The 16,270-nt window shown below is 64.5% G+C and carries 13 protein-coding genes and 1 tRNA gene; 7 read left to right on the top strand and 7 right to left on the bottom strand.

All coding sequences use genetic code 11. The features are described 5' to 3' along the window. The first annotated feature begins 123 nt into the window (after positions 1-123). From HMPREF1484_RS10905 to HMPREF1484_RS04435, 3 genes are all read left to right on the top strand, one after another. The gene (locus HMPREF1484_RS10905; RefSeq protein ID WP_144245964.1) at positions 124-2,361 is read left to right on the top strand and encodes a Rib/alpha-like domain-containing protein; all 2,238 of its coding nucleotides are present in this window, start codon (positions 124-126) and stop codon (positions 2,359-2,361) included. A gap of 107 nt (positions 2,362-2,468) precedes the next feature. Further along, complete coding sequence (locus HMPREF1484_RS10900; RefSeq protein WP_051120620.1) at positions 2,469-2,957, top strand: GNAT family N-acetyltransferase; 489 nt, start codon at positions 2,469-2,471, stop codon at positions 2,955-2,957. Between the two features lie 4 nt (positions 2,958-2,961). Next, entirely contained in the window at positions 2,962-3,318 is a 357-nt protein-coding gene (locus HMPREF1484_RS04435) for a hypothetical protein (protein ID WP_016663824.1), read from the top strand. A gap of 69 nt (positions 3,319-3,387) precedes the next feature. Here the strand turns inward: HMPREF1484_RS04435 and groL are convergent, their stop codons facing one another. The 3 genes from groL to HMPREF1484_RS04420 all read right to left on the bottom strand — a co-directional run bounded on the left by groL (position 3,388) and on the right by HMPREF1484_RS04420 (position 6,343). Further along, a complete protein-coding gene (gene groL / locus HMPREF1484_RS04430) occupies positions 3,388-5,022 on the bottom strand; it encodes a chaperonin GroEL (protein WP_016663823.1) in 1,635 nt (544 codons plus the stop codon). A 313-nt stretch (positions 5,023-5,335) separates the two neighbouring features. Further along, positions 5,336-5,989 (bottom strand): LytR C-terminal domain-containing protein, encoded by a 654-nt coding sequence (locus HMPREF1484_RS04425; RefSeq protein ID WP_016663822.1) that lies wholly within the window; start codon positions 5,987-5,989, stop codon positions 5,336-5,338. A 117-nt stretch (positions 5,990-6,106) separates the two neighbouring features. After that, a complete protein-coding gene (locus tag HMPREF1484_RS04420; protein WP_016663821.1) occupies positions 6,107-6,343 on the bottom strand; it encodes a DUF3263 domain-containing protein in 237 nt (78 codons plus the stop codon). A gap of 37 nt (positions 6,344-6,380) precedes the next feature. Here HMPREF1484_RS04420 and HMPREF1484_RS04415 point away from each other — a divergent pair, with 37 nt between their 5' ends. Both HMPREF1484_RS04415 and HMPREF1484_RS10895 read left to right on the top strand, forming a co-directional pair. Further along, positions 6,381-7,073 carry a uracil-DNA glycosylase gene (locus HMPREF1484_RS04415; RefSeq protein ID WP_016663820.1) on the top strand — a complete coding sequence of 231 codons (693 nt, stop codon included), beginning with the start codon at positions 6,381-6,383 and terminating at the stop codon, positions 7,071-7,073. Between the two features lie 249 nt (positions 7,074-7,322). Further along, entirely contained in the window at positions 7,323-8,051 is a 729-nt protein-coding gene (locus HMPREF1484_RS10895) for a TetR/AcrR family transcriptional regulator (protein ID WP_016663819.1), read from the top strand. A 212-nt stretch (positions 8,052-8,263) separates the two neighbouring features. Here HMPREF1484_RS10895 and HMPREF1484_RS04405 read toward each other — a convergent pair whose 3' ends face one another. The 4 genes from HMPREF1484_RS04405 to HMPREF1484_RS04390 form a co-directional block, all read right to left on the bottom strand. After that, positions 8,264-10,228 carry an NAD(P)/FAD-dependent oxidoreductase gene (locus tag HMPREF1484_RS04405; RefSeq protein ID WP_016663818.1) on the bottom strand — a complete coding sequence of 655 codons (1,965 nt, stop codon included), beginning with the start codon at positions 10,226-10,228 and terminating at the stop codon, positions 8,264-8,266. Positions 10,229-10,426: 198 nt separating this feature from the next. Then, positions 10,427-10,502 (bottom strand) — tRNA-Thr (locus HMPREF1484_RS04400). A gap of 38 nt (positions 10,503-10,540) precedes the next feature. Next, complete coding sequence (locus tag HMPREF1484_RS04395; protein ID WP_016663817.1) at positions 10,541-11,371, bottom strand: thioredoxin domain-containing protein; 831 nt, start codon at positions 11,369-11,371, stop codon at positions 10,541-10,543. 76 nt (positions 11,372-11,447) lie between these two features. Then, positions 11,448-13,508 carry a serine/threonine-protein kinase gene (locus tag HMPREF1484_RS04390; RefSeq protein WP_172620169.1) on the bottom strand — a complete coding sequence of 687 codons (2,061 nt, stop codon included), beginning with the start codon at positions 13,506-13,508 and terminating at the stop codon, positions 11,448-11,450. Positions 13,509-13,652: 144 nt separating this feature from the next. Here HMPREF1484_RS04390 and HMPREF1484_RS04385 point away from each other — a divergent pair, with 144 nt between their 5' ends. After that, positions 13,653-13,874 carry a heavy-metal-associated domain-containing protein gene (locus HMPREF1484_RS04385; protein WP_016663815.1) on the top strand — a complete coding sequence of 74 codons (222 nt, stop codon included), beginning with the start codon at positions 13,653-13,655 and terminating at the stop codon, positions 13,872-13,874. A 46-nt stretch (positions 13,875-13,920) separates the two neighbouring features. Further along, positions 13,921-16,254, top strand: coding sequence for a cation-translocating P-type ATPase (locus tag HMPREF1484_RS04380; RefSeq protein ID WP_016663814.1), 2,334 nt, complete (start codon positions 13,921-13,923; stop codon positions 16,252-16,254). The last annotated feature ends 16 nt before the right edge of the window (positions 16,255-16,270 follow it).

The raw sequence follows: 16,270 nt of genomic DNA, 5'->3' as shown, positions 1-16,270 counted from the left end.
CGTGAACCTGCCGCACCAGCATACTCACCCCCAGGAGCACCCCTCATTTCCCGAGAAATTGCGCACTTCACAAACGATTTAAAACCGGTTAGCGTCATTTTTGGACGTCCGCAACGGTGTTGTGTGGCGAATCTGTTTGCTCCTCAAACGACGAAAGTTGGAGAACTCATGGTCTTCGATGCTTTCCGCAAGCGGAACAGCCACCGCGCGGATTCCTCAGTTACCCCCATGTGGCGCCGCGGTGCCGCAGCCCTCGCCGTCGGCGCCGTCCTAGGCACCTCCGGCGTTGTTGGCACTTCCGCCCTCGCCGCTACGAACGCATGCGCTACCGAAGGTGGCATGACCACGGGCCAGCCCACCGCGGAAGAGGCTCAGGCTGCCGCTGACCGGGCGAAGGCCGCTGCTGATCAGGCACAGGCCACCGCAGACGAAGCTGCTGCCGCAGCCGACGCCGCCGCAGCCGACGCCAAGAAGCTCCAGGACGCCGCCGACCAGGCACAAGCCGAAGCCGACCAGGCACAGGCCACCGCAGCCGAGGCAGCCGACGCTGCCAAAGCAGCGGCCGCAGAAGCTGACAAGCTTCAGACCGCCGCTGAGACTAAGCAGGCCGCAGCCGACGACGCCGCCAACCTTGATCAGCAGTCCCAAGAGCGCGCCACCGAAGCAGCCCAAGCCCTCGAGCAAGCGAAGAGCGACGCCGCCCTCGCGGTGGGAACCCCTGATGAGGCAGCGGCTAACGCCGCGCTTGCGGAGGCACAGAAGAAAGCCGATAAGGCGCAGGCGCTGGCCGACACCGACGCCAAAGACGCAGAGCAAGCACAGAACGATGCCACCGAGGCACGTAACAAGGCTGACCAGGCAAAGACCGACGCCGAGAACGCACAGGCCGAAGCCGATAAGCTGCAGACCCAGGCCGACGAAGACGCCGCCGCCGCTAAGCAGGCACAGAACGAGGCCGACGAGGCAAAAGCCGCAGCCGACCAGGCCCAGGCCGTAGCCGACGAGGCTAAAGCCGCCGCCGAAGCCGCCGCTGCAGAAGCCGCCAAGCTCCAGGCCGCGGCTGAGGAAGCGCAGAGGATCGCCGACGAGATCGCTGCTGGTCTCAAAGCGAAGGACATGTGTCAGCCTGTGTACGCAGAGGTGACCGTCACCGAGGGCGAGACCGCTTACGTTGCCGCTCCTGCCTTCACCGACGAGGAGACCGGCGAAGAGCGCGACATGCCTGAAGGCACCACGTTCGCCCTCCAGGCCGGCGACATCGGAGGTGTGGAGATCGACGCCGAAACCGGCGCCATCACCGTCCACGCCACCTACGCCGCCCCCGCCAAGAACGTCTACGAAGTCCTCGTGACCTACCCCGACGGCTCCACCGACACAGTCGCCGCAACCGTCAACGTCACCGAGACCCCGCAGGCAAAGACCTACCAGCCGGCCTACACCGAGGTCACCGTTGAGCAGGGCGAAACCACTTACGTTGCCGCTCCTGCCTTCACCGACGAGGAGACCGGCGAAGAGCGCGACATGCCCGAAGGCACCACGTTCGCTCTCAAGGACGGCGACATCGAAGGTGTGGAGATCGACGCCGAAACCGGCGCCATCACCGTCCACGCCACCTACGCCGCCCCCGCCAAGAACGTCTACGAAGTTCTCGTGACCTACCCCGACGGCACGACCGAGGTCGTTGTTGCAACGGTCAACGTTGTCGAAACCCCACAAGCTAAGCTCTACCAGCCGGTGTATGCACCTGCCGAGGTTGAGCGCGGCAAGGTTGGCACTATCGCAGCTCCGAAGTTCACCGATGAGGAGACCGGCGAAGAGCGCGACATGCCCGAGGGCACCACGTTCGCTCTCAAGGACGGTGAGATTAACGGCGTCAAGATCGACGAAAACACCGGTGAGATCACCGTTGAGGCGACCTACGCAGCTGTCGAGAACGTCTACGAAGTTCTCGTGACCTACCCCGACGGCTCGACCGAAGTTGTAGTCGCGACGATCAATGTCACCGACACCCCGGTTGATGAGCCCGGCAAGCCCGGTGAACCCGGTGAACCCGGCAAGCCCGGCGAGCCTGGTGAACCCGGCAAGCCTGGCGAACCCGGTGAACCCGGTGAACCCGGCAAGCCTGGCGAACCCGGTGAACCCGGCGAGCCTGGCGAACCCGGCAAGCCCGGTGAGCCCGGCAAGCCCGGCCAGCCTGGTGACAACGGCATGACCAAGCCGATCAAGAAGGTTCCGGCTAAGGGTGGCAAGCACGCCCTCCCGCGCACCGGTGCTGAGACCGGCGGTCTCCTCGCTGCTGCTGCCTCGCTGATCGCAGGTGGCGCGGCCCTCGTGACCCGCCGCCGCAAGAGCGAGCAGTGAGCTAATGCCTCACGCACCGTTCAATAGTTGAACACACGGTGTGGCCCCCACTTCTTCGGGAGTGGGGGCCACACCCCGTTAACGCCACACCCCGTTAACATCGAGACATGAGCGAAGAAGTGCGCATCATTCGCGTGAGTCACAGCGACCCCCGGGTCAGTGCCCTGCACGCCGAAAAAGACGCCGAACTCGAGCCTCGCTACCGCGCCTACTACGCCGCCCACCCCGAATACCAGGGCCGCAGCGACGAAACCCTCGACCCAACCACCATTCTCACCACGCTCCTCGCACTCAAAGGCGACAGTGCCGTTGGCACGGTTATGCTTCGTGCTCTTGCCGACCGCTTCGAAGTAAAACGACTCATCGTCGGAAAGAAATACCGAGGCCAAGGCATCGCTACCCAGCTCATGGAGCACATCGAAGAGGAAGCCTCGACCTGCGGCGCAACCGCGCTCTACCTCCACACCGGCAGCCTCCAGCAGGACGCGATCAGCCTCTACACGAAAACGGGATGGCAACGCCTCCCCCAGCTCTTCGCCCCCTACAAAGACGATGGTGTTTCCCAGTGCTACGTCAAGGAGCTCGTGCCACACTAAGGCCATGAACAATAACGCCGCTCCCGAAGAGCACACCGCCGAACAAAAAGCAGCCCTCGAACGCCTGACCGTGGCTCAAGAAAACCTCGTGAAGTCCCGCGAAGCATACGAGAAGGCCGTCGAAGGACTCGAAGCCATCAAGGCGTACAACGAGGCCATGAAGCCCCTCATGGAGTACTACGACAACGGCTGGCTCGCTGATGTCACCACAACCGAATCGATCTACGAGCGTCCCGAAGCTGCCGGCGAAGACGAGATCTGGGACATGCACGGCGGCCAGTATGAGCTCATGCGCGAACTGCTCGCCGTTTCCTCGCACTTCTTCGTGCGCGTCCCCGGCGAAGAGGAGCAGGAAGACTAGCGCCCCCACCACGACATAAAGGAACCCTCGCACTCGAAAGTGCGAGGGTTCCTTCTCATTAGCGGGCGATCACATCATGCCGCCCATGCCTCCCATGGCATCCATCTCGCCGCCGGCAGGAGCCTTCACCGGCTCCGGCTTGTCAGCAACGACAGCCTCGGTGGTGAGGAACAGGCCCGCGATCGACCCAGCGTTCTGAAGAGCGGAGCGCGTCACCTTCACCGGGTCGAGCACGCCAGCCTCAATGAGGTTCTGGTACTCGCCCGTTGCGGCGTTCAGGCCCTCGCCAACCGGAAGCTGCTTGACCTTCGATGCGACGACGCCACCCTCAAGACCGGCGTTCGAAGCGATCTGCTTGAGCGGCGCTTCGATCGCGACCTGCACGATCGATGCGCCGGTCGCCTCATCGCCCTCGAGCGAAAGCGACGCGAACGCGTCCTTGCCCGCCTGGATCAGGGCAACGCCACCGCCGGCGACGATGCCCTCCTCAACGGCAGCCTTCGCGTTGCGCACGGCATCTTCGATGCGGTGCTTGCGCTCGTTGAGCTCGACCTCGGTTGCGGCACCCGCCTTGATGACGGCCACGCCACCGGCGAGCTTCGCGAGGCGCTCCTGGAGCTTCTCGCGGTCGTAATCCGAATCCGAAACCTCGATCTCGGCGCGGATCTGCTTCACGCGGCCGGCGATCTGGTCGCCGTCGCCCGCGCCCTCGACGATGGTCGTCTCATCCTTCGTGACAACCACCTTGCGGGCACGGCCGAGGACGTTGAGGTCGGCGGTCTCGAGCGACAGGCCAACCTCTTCCGAGATCACGGTGCCACCGGTGAGGATCGCCATGTCCTGGAGCATGGCCTTGCGGCGATCGCCGAAGCCGGGAGCCTTCACAGCAACCGACTTGAACACGCCGCGGAGCTTGTTGACGACGAGCGCGGGAAGCGCCTCACCGTCGACGTCCTCGGCGATGATCACGAGCGGCTTGTTTGCCTGGATGACCTTGTCGAGAAGCGGCAGGAGGTCCTTGAGCTGCGACACCTTCGACGAGGTGAGCAGGATGTACGGGTCTTCAAGAACGGCTTCCTGGCGCTCCGGATCGGTCACGAAGTACGGCGAAATGAAGCCCTTGTCGAAACGCATGCCTTCGGTGAGCTCGAGCTCGAGGCCGGTCGTGTTCGACTCCTCGACCGTGATAACGCCTTCCTTGCCGACCTTGTCGAGAGCCTCGGCGATAAGCTCGCCGATTGCCGGGTCAGCGGCCGAGATCGCGGCGGTGTTCGCGATCTGCTCCTTCGACTCAATCTCGACGGCCTGCGCAATGAGCTTCTCGCTCACGGCGGCAACGGCCTTGTCGATGCCGCGCTTGAGAGCGATCGGGTTTGCGCCCGCGGCAACGTTGCGAAGGCCTTCCTTCACGAGGGCCTGCGCGAGAACCGTAGCGGTCGTCGTGCCATCACCGGCAACGTCGTCCGTCTTCTTCGCGACTTCCTTGACGAGTTCCGCACCGATCTTTTCGTACGGATCCTCGAGTTCGATTTCCTTAGCGATCGACACGCCATCGTTCGTGATGGTCGGTGCGCCCCAGGACTTTTCGAGGACGACGTTGCGCCCCTTCGGCCCAAGGGTCACCTTCACGGCGTCAGCGAGCTGGTTCATGCCCCGCTCGAGGCCGCGGCGTGCTTCTTCGTCAAATGCGATGAGCTTTGCCATGAGTGGTAACTCCCAAAGTGTGTGAGTGTGCTCCAGCCAGGTGCCCGCGACGGACGAGCCTTGCCCTCCCCTTCACGTCTGGGTCGGTGGGGCTCTCACCTCACTGGAAAGCTCGCGGCGGCGTGTGTGGTGGGTCCGACGGTTGCCGGAGATCCGTTGTCACTCACGCCAAGCGAGTGCTAACCCATCATAAGCACTCTGAGGCGAAGAGTGCTAACGCTCGCTGAGAATTTCTCTGGGAGCGTGACGGCACACCCCCGCCGCGCCCCTCGAGGCGCGCGTCGCGGAAGTTATCGACGCCCTGCGGCAGTCTTTACTCGCCGTCGCCGCCCTGCTCCGCACCGTCGATCTCGGCGAGATCACCCGGCTCCTCAACGATGACGACCGTGATGTTCGCCCTGTACTTATCGGACTTTTCAGCCTCGACACCGACGTACTTCGCGAGGGCCTCGGCGGTCGCCTTGTCCTCGTCGTTCTTGTAGTAGACGCCGGCGTTCTTGGCGCGTTTGCCCGTATCGGTATCGACCTTGGTCCAGCCCTGCTCTTCGAGAGCCTTCTGCCAACGGCCAGCCATGCCCTGCTTCCGCTTGCCATTGAGCACGAGAACCGGAGCTTCGCGATTGACTTCAGGGGCTGCTTCCTCGGAAGGCTCTTCGGTAGCGCCCTCGCCACCGTTATCACCCTCGCCACCATTGTCGCTCGCGGCAGGCTTTCCATCACCGGAATCCGCCGGGGCCGACGTCGATGACTCCGCTGGAGCGGGAGCACCCTCGCTCCCCTTGCCCAGACCCGACACGGCCCACAGAACGAGTGCGAGCGCAAGCAGCGCCGCGACGATCACGATGATCGTCGAAAGATTCCGCTTGAAAAACGGCTCCTCAGCACGGTGCGCGCCGTGGGCGCCCACCTGATCGGCCTCGCGGTCAAACTGGTCCGGTTCGTACGGGTATGTGCTCTGATCTGCCACGAGGTCATGCTATCGGTTGGCGCGGGCCTAAATGGCGATTGGGCACGCGGCGCGCCGAGGCAACAAGCCCCCATAGTGCTGCCCCCCACGGCGACAACGACGGCGCGACGCGCACGTCTAGGAACGCGTGCGCTCACGCAACCGTCGGACCACACTTGGCGCATACCGCACCGCCGCGGGTTCCCGCATGAGCCGCACGAGCCGCGCGTGATACCCCGACGGCGTCAGACCCGTAAGCCGCAGGATGTCGCGCTCCTTCGCACCGGCGCTGCGGTACACGCGTGCCTCGAGATCGAGGATCACGCGATCGGTTTCGCTCAGCTGCGGTTCATCGGCCAGTGGCTCATCGGTCATGGATTCAAGTCTAGGCACGCCCCGTACCCTGGGGGGCATGAACGAGACCGCGCTGCCTCCCCTGACCGACATTATGGCCGCCGACTGGGCCGAAGCCCTCGCGGGCGTCGAACCGAACATCCGCCAGATGGGCGCCTTCCTGCGCGCTGAGCTCGCCGCTGGCCGACGCTACCTCCCGTCGGGCGAGCGCATTTTTCGCGCGTTCGAAACCCCGCTTGCGGACGTGCGCGTCCTGATCGTCGGCCAGGACCCCTACCCGACACCGGGCCACCCGATCGGCCTGAGCTTCGCGGTCGAGCGCGACGTGCGCCCACTGCCCCGCTCGCTCCACAACATCTACCTCGAACGCGAGAGCGATCTAGGAATCCCGCCGAGTGCGCACGGCGACCTCTCAGCGTGGCAAGACCAGGGCGTCATGCTCCTCAACAGGGCGCTCACGGTAGCCCCCGGGGCGCCCGCGTCGCATCGCGGGAAGGGATGGGAGCAGATCACGATGCGCGCTATCGAGGCCCTCATCGAGCGTGGCGGACCACTCGTCGCGATCCTTTGGGGGAGAGACGCGCGCTCGCTCGCCCCTATGCTCGTCGAGGGTGGCGTAAGCACTATCGAGTCGGCGCATCCGTCGCCACTGTCGGCGCGCCGAGGGTTTTTTGGGTCAAAACCGTTCTCGCGCGCGAACGCACTCCTCGCCGAAAGCGGCGCGGAGGCCGTCGACTGGAACACGCCTTGATGGGTCCATTGTTGCTTCATCGCCGTACACACGTGATCTCCCCCACCCAAGCTGCGACACTAAAACCATTGAAACTGCACAACCATTAAAGTTTTGGCAAAATCCCAGGTCTAAGGCCTATAGTGGCCGAACTGAACGCGCGTAAAGGCCCAAAACGTCCCACTTGCATTCGTAGAATCAAGGCCTATAGTTACGAAGCCGTTACATACCGGACCTGCCACATGGCACACCTGATTGGAGTCCACGGGAATGAACACCCCCCGCCATCACGACGAAAAGCTGCGCCTCGAGCTCATCGCAGAAGCGTCAAAGGCGCTCGCCAAAGGCGGCCCCGCAGCGGTCTCCCTCCGCGACATCTCCGCGGCCTGCAACACCTCGACTACCGCCATCTACTCACTCTTCGGCGGAAAGAAGCAGCTCCTCAACTCTGTCGTTGTCAGCTCCGCCAGCGATCTCGCGAAGCACCTCACCGAGGTTAAGCGCGAACAGGATCCGGAAGAGTACCTGGTTGGGCTCGCAACCGCCCTCCACGACTGGGCAGTCAGCAACCCCGAACTGTTTGACGTGATCTTCAACCAGGCCGACCAGGTCCCTGACCGGGCAGCGCAGGCCAATGGAGCACCGGGAGCGGCGAGCGCAGCAGCCGCCAAGGATTCCGACGCCACCCCGGACCCCATCGGGTTCGGTCTCTCGCGTCGAGACAACCATCTGCTGACGGCGTTCCGCGCACTCGGCACCGATATCGACGAGTTCGAAAGCATCGCGAAGCACCTCGCGCAGGCAATGTCGGAAGGCCGCACAAAGTACGGCACCACCGTCGACACCTCCCCCTCCGATGCCACAACGCTCCTGCGCGCCGTGTGGGCGAGCGCCCACGGATGGACTCACCTCGAGATCCAGGGCTTCATCGATTCGGCGGGCTTCAACGACTTCGTACGCGCGGCGGTGAGGGCGGCGCTCAAGGCAAGCCGCGGCTGAGCCCAGTCCCCCCGACCCTATTTCTCCCCTTGCCCTGCTTATCCTCCTGCCGCCTTCCCTTCTCCCGTGTTCCCACGTAAGTCATCACGCAAAAAGGGCGGCTCCGCACGTCCTACTAGGTGCAGCAAACAGGGGGGGCGCCGCCTCAGCAGCGCCCCCATCGTTGAGCGAATCGCCCGGGCCCCATGAAATAGGTCCCGGGCAGCAGCGAATCAGGCTTCGAGGCCCACGCGGTACCCCGTAGCCACCGCCTGAGCGACCTTCGCCACCTTCGACACGTCACCCGCGGTACGGAACTCGGTTCCCGCAGCCTCGAGCTCGGAGGCGAGCGCATTCTCGCTGCGCATACCGATCGCGAGCACCACGGTCTCGGCATCGACGGTGAGCTGGGAACCGTCGGCCTCGAACACCGCGCCCGAGCCGGTCACCTCCACGAGACGGTGCCCCGTGTTCATGGGGACGCCGGCCTTCTTGAGCTTCGAGGTGACCGAGATGAGGTTCATGTGGAACGCCCCAGCCCCGAGCTCCGGCGCCATCTCGTACACGGCGACCTCGCCACCGTTTGCCGCAATTAGCTCAGCAGTTTCGAGGCCGGTCATGCCGGACCCCACGACAATCGCGCGGCCCGCGACCTCGCGAGTACCTCCCAGAACGTCGATCGCATCCACAACATTGTCGCCATCGATGCCGGGAATGTTCGGCACGATTGGGGCTGCGCCGGTCGCGACGATCACGGCGTCAGCACCGAACGCACGCACGTCCTCGACCCCGAAACGAGTCGACAGCCGCACGTCAACGCCGGCCTTCTCGAGACGGTGGGTGTAGTTCTCGACGAGCCAGCCCATCGGGTCCTTGCCGGGCGGGTTGGTGCCGGGCACGACCTGACCGCCGAGGGTGTCCATCGCCTCGACGAGGGTGACTTTCGCGCCGCGCTTCGCGAGTGTTTCGGCAGCTTCACAGCCCGCAGGGCCGCCACCGATCACGAGAGCCGTGCGGCCTTCGGCATTGCGCTCTGGTTCGATCGGGAACTCCGATTCGAACCCACAGCGCGGGTTGACGGCGCATTCGACATGGCCGCCAGAGAAGAGCGCCTCGAAGCAGTACATGCAGCCGATGCAGCGGGTGATGTCCGCGTCACGACCTTCGATGGCCTTGATGCCCCACTGCGGGTCGGCAAGCCACGAGCGGCCCATCGCGATGAGGTCCACGAGGCCGTCGTTGAGCATCTTCTCGGCCTGCTCGGGTTCGCGGATGATCGAGACGCCCATGACAGGGATGCTCACGGCGTCGCGAACGGCGCGAATCATCGGGTCGCGCCAGTTGCGCGGAGTATTGACGGGCTCGATGACGGTGATGCCCGTTTCATAGGTGCCCGACGACACCGAGATGAGGTCGGCACCGTGCTCCTCGCACACCTTAGCGATCCGCACGCCGTCAGCAACCTCGTTACCTACACCGGGCATGCCGATCAAGTCGTAGCACTGTGAAATCGAAAGTCGCACCGAGATCGGGAAGTCGGGGCCCACAACCTCGCGCACGCCATCGAGAATCTCCACGAGGAAGCGGCAGCGATTCTCGAACGAACCGCCGTACTCGTCCTCGCGCTTATTGGTGCGAGGCGAGAGGAACTCGTCGATAAGGTAACCGTGAGCGCCGTGGATCTCCACGCCGTCCGCACCGGCTTCCTTCGCGCGGCGCGCGCCGTTGATGAAGTCCTGCACGAGGCTCTTCACTTCCTCGTTTTCAAGGGCGCGCACGGGGGCCTTGGTGAGCTCGGATCGCACGGCGGAGGATCCGACGGTGACCTGCCCCTTATTGAGCTGGGGAAGGCCCTGGTTGCCAAGGTGCTGGAGCTGGAGGAAAATCTTTGAGCCTCGCGCGTGAACGGCCTCGATGGCTTCGGCGAGCTGCGGGACCAGTTCGTCGCGCGTGACGGAGAGCTGGTTGGGAGTTCCGGGGCCGTGCTCGTCGTTGATGCGCGTGATCTCGCTGATGAGGAGGCCGCAGCCTCCTTCGGCGCGTTCGAGCCAGTACTTGAGAAGGCGCGGGCCAACCGTGCCGTCGGGATTTGCGAGGTCGCTGCCCATGGGGGTCATGACAAGGCGGTTGGGGATCTCGACGGTGTTGACGGTGAATGGGGTGGCAAGTGTGCGCACGGTTTGCGGTGCGGCGGTCATGGGAGTCCTTCGCTGTGTGTTGAGAACCACTACTTAGTTGTGACCCACACTACGCCTCTAAATTCTTAGACGCGGGGACCTTCGGGGGCTTCGCGCGCTCCCGAGTATGTCCTGGCAGCACTCACAGTCGTTATGGCCAGAGCACACGAAAAAATCCCAGGCCTGACGACTCGAAGTCGCCCCGACCTGGGATTTCCTTGGAGCTGAAGATGGGGCTCGAACCCACGACCTGCTGTTTACAAGACAGCTGCTCTACCAACTGAGCTACTTCAGCATTGCGGCGCTCGCACTAGTGTAGCGTGCGCCGCGAATTTAGTTACCGGAATCGCTTGCGCCGCCGGCATCGCTCGCACCACCGGCGTCGCTCGCACCAGGCGTGCCCGAGGAGGCCACGGCTTCCTTCAGAGCACCGGGCTGCTGCCAGGCACCGTCGGCCCCCCACTCCTTGCCGTTGATGAACACGGCCGGGGTTGCCGGCGAGAGTTTCGCGCCGGCGGGTTCGAGCACGTCTGTCGCGTAGCGGCGGAATTTCTGGTCCTTGATGCACGAGAGGGTGCTGTCCTTCGCTCCGGCCTGTTTGGCGTACGTGACGAGCTCTCTATCGCTCAGTCCGGGGCCGCCCTCGGCCGGTTGGTTGGCGAAGAGGAGTTCGTGGAACTTCAGGAACACCTCAGGCGAGTCTTCGAAGGTGCACACGGCGGCTCCGCCGGCGCGGGCGGAGTACTCCGTTGTGGACATCTTCTTGGAGAGGAAGGTGCGCACGTGGAAGTTCACGGTCGCATCGCCGCTCTCGATCATCTCGTGGAGGTCGGCGCTGTTGATCTGTTCGAAGTTGCCACAGAACGGGCACATGTAGTCGAACACGACGTCGACGACGGGTTTCGTGTCGTCCGCTTTGAAGGACAGCACGGGCTCCTCTTTGCTGATCGAGGTGGGCTGCTTGAGCGGCAGTTCAGGCTCAGGCGCGTTCGCCTTGTAGATCAGGAGGCCGATGCCGGCGACGAGTACGAGTGCCACGACAACGATGGCAGCGATGATCGCCATGCGGACACGCTTTTGACGGCTCAGCTCTTTTTCGCGCTGCTTGCGAAGCTCGATACGCTGCGCTTCGCGCACGTCCTGCGCTGACGGCTTCTCGGCCATTAATCCTCCGGAGGGGTCGAATGCGGTAAACGGCAAATCGCCGCGTGCCAGCTTAGAGGATACGCGCGTGGATGCCTCATTTCCTCCAGGGTGAGATGTCTTCGAGGCGGAATTCACCCACGTACGGGAAGTAGTCGATGTGTCCGCCGCGCGAGGCAATCGTGAAGCACACGGCTGCGATGAGCACGAGGAGAAGGGCGGCGAAGATCGCGGTCCACAGCCCGCTCGGTGCGGCTGCGTGCAAAAGGCGGTGGCTGCCGTAGCGCGTCGTGCGTGAGCCGATACCCCACCACAGCGACAGGGTCGTGACGCCCACGAGCACTCCCGCGTACACGGCGTAGTGCACCTCGAAGCGCGCGAGCCACACCAGTAGGGCGTCGGTCGCGAGCAGAACGCCGGCCGTGACGATCACGGGGATGAGCGCTTGAAGGAGCGCCTCGAGAAGGGCACCGAGGAATCGCGGTACTGCCAAGAGCGTTATCGAAGCGGTGATCCCACCCGAGCCTTTCCCTCTGTCCTGGCCTTTTTCCTGCGCGATCCATGAACGCTGCCACGTTCTTGCAAGGGCTGTCATCAGCACGAGCAGGATAAGCGCGGCGAGCGGCACGAGTGCACCGAAGGCGGTGAAGAGCGCCATACCGAGCAGCACGAGCGTTGTTCGGCGCTTGGGCTCACGCAAGTGGTAGGGCAGGGGCTGCAGCGGCATCGCGTATGGCTGCGCGCCGGGGGTCGGAGGGTACTGCGCTGCGGGGAAAGGGCCCTGCGGACCAGGGGCTGGCATGGGCGTCTGCGGCACCGGTGCCGACGGTTGCCACGTCGGCACCGCACCCGCGTGCGGCGCGACGGGCGGCGCGGCAGGAGTCGAGATGGGGGCGAATCGGGCCGTGGGAGTTTCGTCGAGAACGGGCATGACTTGGGTGGGTTCCTCGTTGGAGACATCCCATTCATCCGTGTCGTCCCATTCATCGGTGGCGTCGTGGATTACACCGGTGCTCTCCTCCTCTCCCCCTCCTGACCTCGGGGGGCTGTACGGAGGTAGGGGCGCCGTCGCCTCAGCTGCGCGAGCTGCTGCACCCGATGGTGCCGCGGCGCCCGAGCCCGCCGTTCCGGCGCCGATAGGGCCATCGAGTGTGCTGCGTTCACCTGTCTCAATCCGAGAAGTCGGGAGCTCGCCGGGGGTGGAAGGGGAAGACGGGGACGAGGAGGTTGGGTCGTAGTTCCCATACACCCATGCATCCACATCGTGCTCGAGAGCCTCGATGAGCTTCTCCGGCGGCGTGCGATCGCCAGGCTCAGGGGCAAATGCACCCTTGAACCATTCGATGCACGGCTCCGGCAGCCCTTCGAGGTCGGGGCCAGACATCCTGGCAAGGTTGTAGACCGTGCCGAGTCGCCCCTTGCCGAAGGGCGGGAACCCGGTCGCGGCGTGGGCGAGCATCGCGGCCCAGGCCCACCAGTCGGCAGCGGCGTCGACGATGTTGTTGCTGATCACCTCAGGGGCAAGGTAGGAGATCGTGCCCATCATGAGCCCCGTTGAGGTCATGCGGGACTCTTCGGCGGCTTGGGCGATGCCGAAGTCGATAATGACCGGATCGACTGGGTCGATGTCGAAGTCGAAGTGAGAGCCATTACCGGTACGAAGCATGATGTTGCTTGGTTTGAGGTCGCGGTGCACGATCCCCTTCTCGTGAACGTCAAGAAGGGCCTTGCCGAGCGGCAAACCGATTTCGCGTACGCATCGCAGCGGAAGGTGCCCCCAGTCGTCAATGACTTTCTGGAAGGTGGGGCCCGAGATGTACTCGGTGACGAGGAAAGCGACGTCGAGGTCGAATTCGGCATCGAGCACGCGGGAAACGTTCGGGTGATTGACGCGTTGAAGCGCGCGCATCTCTCGGCTGAGTCGGGCACGGGCGCGCTCGTCGCCGGCGATTTCGGGTCGAAGCACCTTGAGGGCGACGTCGAGCCCGGCCGCGTCGGTTGCGCGGTAGACGATTCCCATTCCCCCGCTGCCGATCCGTTCATGAATGGCATAGCCCGAGTCGACGAGCATCTCACGAAGGTGCGATTCGTAGAAACTGGGGCGGCGCTGGGGTGTGCGCGCGCCGAAGTTGCCGCCTGGATTCGTGGGGGTACTCATGCGCCCCATGCTACCGATCCCCTCAGGCGGAGCCCTGAAGTTGTCACCCCCTTGAATCTAATACCCCTAGGGGGTATATTGGATGCTGTGGCGCCCACCGCGACCACACGAACCAGGACCATCACAAACATCAAGGAGCACACCATGACCACCTCGACCTTCAAGATCACGGGCCTCACGTGCGGCCACTGCGTCAATGCCGTTAAAGAAGAGGTCGGCGAACTCGCTGGCGTTGAGAGCGCCGAAGTCGAACTCGTCAAGGGCGGCGAATCGACCCTCACGATCCAGGCAGATCGCGCCCTCACCAAGGCCGACATCGCCCCCGCAATCGAGGAAGCCGGCGAAAGCTACGCCATCGTCGGATAACTCCTCCCCATCCTGAACCCGGCCGCACCACACCCCGAAGGACCCCATGAGCAGCACTGAAACCCACACCGCACCGCGCACCGTTACCCTCGATGTCACCGGCATGACGTGCGCGAGCTGCGTCGCGCGCGTGGAGAAGAAGCTGCGGCGCGTGGGCGATGTCGACGCGGTCGTCAACCTCGCACTCGAACGCGCGAGCGTGCAGGTGAGCGACCCGTCGATCACCGATGCGCAGCTCGTCGAAGCCGTCGAAAAGGGCGGCTATGGGGCTCACGTGCGGGAGGCGGCAGCCGAAAGCACATCGATCCACGGCCCCGACACAAGCGCCGAGGAGCGCGCCGCGCGCGACAAGCGCGACACGCTAATCCGCACGGTCCTCGCAGCAATCCTCTCGGCGCCAATTTTCCTCATCTCAATGATCCCGGCGTTGCAGTTCCCCGGCTGGCAGTGGGCGATGCTCATTCTCGCGACGCCGGTCGTGTTCTACTGCGGCGCGCCATTTCACCGTGCGACCTGGGTGAACATCAAGCACGGCGGCTTCACGATGGACACCCTCGTCACGATGGGAACGTTTGCCGCGTACCTGTGGTCGATCTGGGCCCTTCTCTTCGGCGGCGCAGGCGAAATCGGCATGACGATGGACATGAGCCTCGGCGCCGCTTTCAGCCGGAACCAACACGGTGCGCACGAAATCTACTTCGAATCGGCAGCGGTCATCACGACCCTCGTGCTCGCGGGGCGCTACGCGCAGGCCCGCGCCATCCACCAGTCGAGCGCAGCCATCCGTTCGCTGCTTGACCTCGGCGCGAAGAATGCCACCATTGTGGAGCTTCAGTCCGACGGCAGCACCGCCGAAGTTGAGGTTCCCATCGGCGCGGTGCGGGTCGGCGATGTTTTCGTCGTGAGGCCCGGGGAGAAGGTCGCGACAGACGGCGTGATCCTCGAGGGCTCCTCCGCCATCGACCGCTCGATGCTCACGGGCGAAAGCATCCCCGAGGACGTCACCCCCGGAACCGAGGTCACGGGCGCCACCGTCAACACTACGGGCCGGCTCCTTGTGCGCGCCACGCGCGTGGGTGCCGACACCGAGCTTGCCCACATCGCGAAAATGGTCGAGGACGCGCAAGCTTCCAAAGCCCCAGTGCAGCAGCTCGTCGACAAGGTCGCGAGCATCTTCGTTCCCATCGTCATCGTGCTCGCGATCCTCACGCTCGTCGCGTGGATCGCACTCGGGGGCACCACGGAACAGGCATTCACCGCGGCCGTCGCCGTTCTGATCATCGCATGCCCGTGTGCGCTCGGCCTCGCAACCCCCACGGCCATCATGGTGGGCACGGGCCGTGGCGCCGAACTCGGTATCCTCATTCGCTCGGCAAGCACGCTCGAGAGCTCTCGCGACATCGCAACGATCGTCCTCGACAAGACCGGCACTCTCACGAGCGGCGCGATGCGTGTGCACTCCGTGACACCCGCCGAAGGCTGGAGCGAAGCAAACATCCGCGCGCTCGCGGGCGCCGCCGAATCCGGTTCGGAACACCCCATCGCGCGGGCCATCGTGGAAGCGGCCGGCGGCAGCAGCGATGCCCTCACACTCGAGGATGCGCGGGCTCACGTCGGCCGAGGCCTCACGGCGCGCGTGAGCGGGTCGCTCGGGGGAATAACGGGGCCGTGGGAGGTTGAGATTACCGCGGCATCCGACGCTGGCCAGGCAAGCGCCGGAACCGAAAATCCCACCGTGCCCAGCCTGCCCGCCCCTCTCGCCGCTTCCCTCCGCGAAGCCGAGCAGGCGGGTCACACGACCTCCATCGTGCGCGTCAACGGCGAGATTGCGGGGCTCGTGCGCGTGAGCGACACCGTGAAGCCCGAAGCGACGAAGGTCGTTGAGGAGATTCGCGCGCTCGGCATCGAGCCCGTCATGGCGACCGGCGACAACCCTGCCGCGGCCGAGCACATTGCGCGCGAAGTCGGCATCGAGAAGGTTCACGCCTCGCTTACCCCCGCGGCAAAACTCGACCTCGTGAAGTCCCTTCGCGGCGAAGGGGCAAGCGTCGCGATGGTTGGCGATGGCATTAATGACACGGCGGCCCTCGCCGAAGCCGATCTTGGCTTCGCGATGGGCACCGGCACCGATGCCGCGATGAACTCGGGCGACATCGTGCTCACGGGCGGCGATATCGCGCAGATTCCCACCGCGATCCGCCTTTCGCGGGCGAGCGTGCGCACGATCCGCTGGAACCTCTTCTGGGCATTCATCTACAACGTCATCGCCATTCCGCTCGCGATGCTCGGGCTCCTTGGCCCCGTGATCGCGGCCGCGGCCATGGCCTTCTCCAGCGTTTTCGTGGTGAGCAATTCGCTGCGGCTCAAGCGGTTCCAATAACAATTGTTCTGTTCTC

Source organism: Dermabacter sp. HFH0086, from assembly GCF_000413375.1.
Lineage (GTDB): Bacteria > Actinomycetota > Actinomycetes > Actinomycetales > Dermabacteraceae > Dermabacter > Dermabacter hominis.
This window is presented reverse-complemented; position numbering and strand designations above follow the sequence as displayed.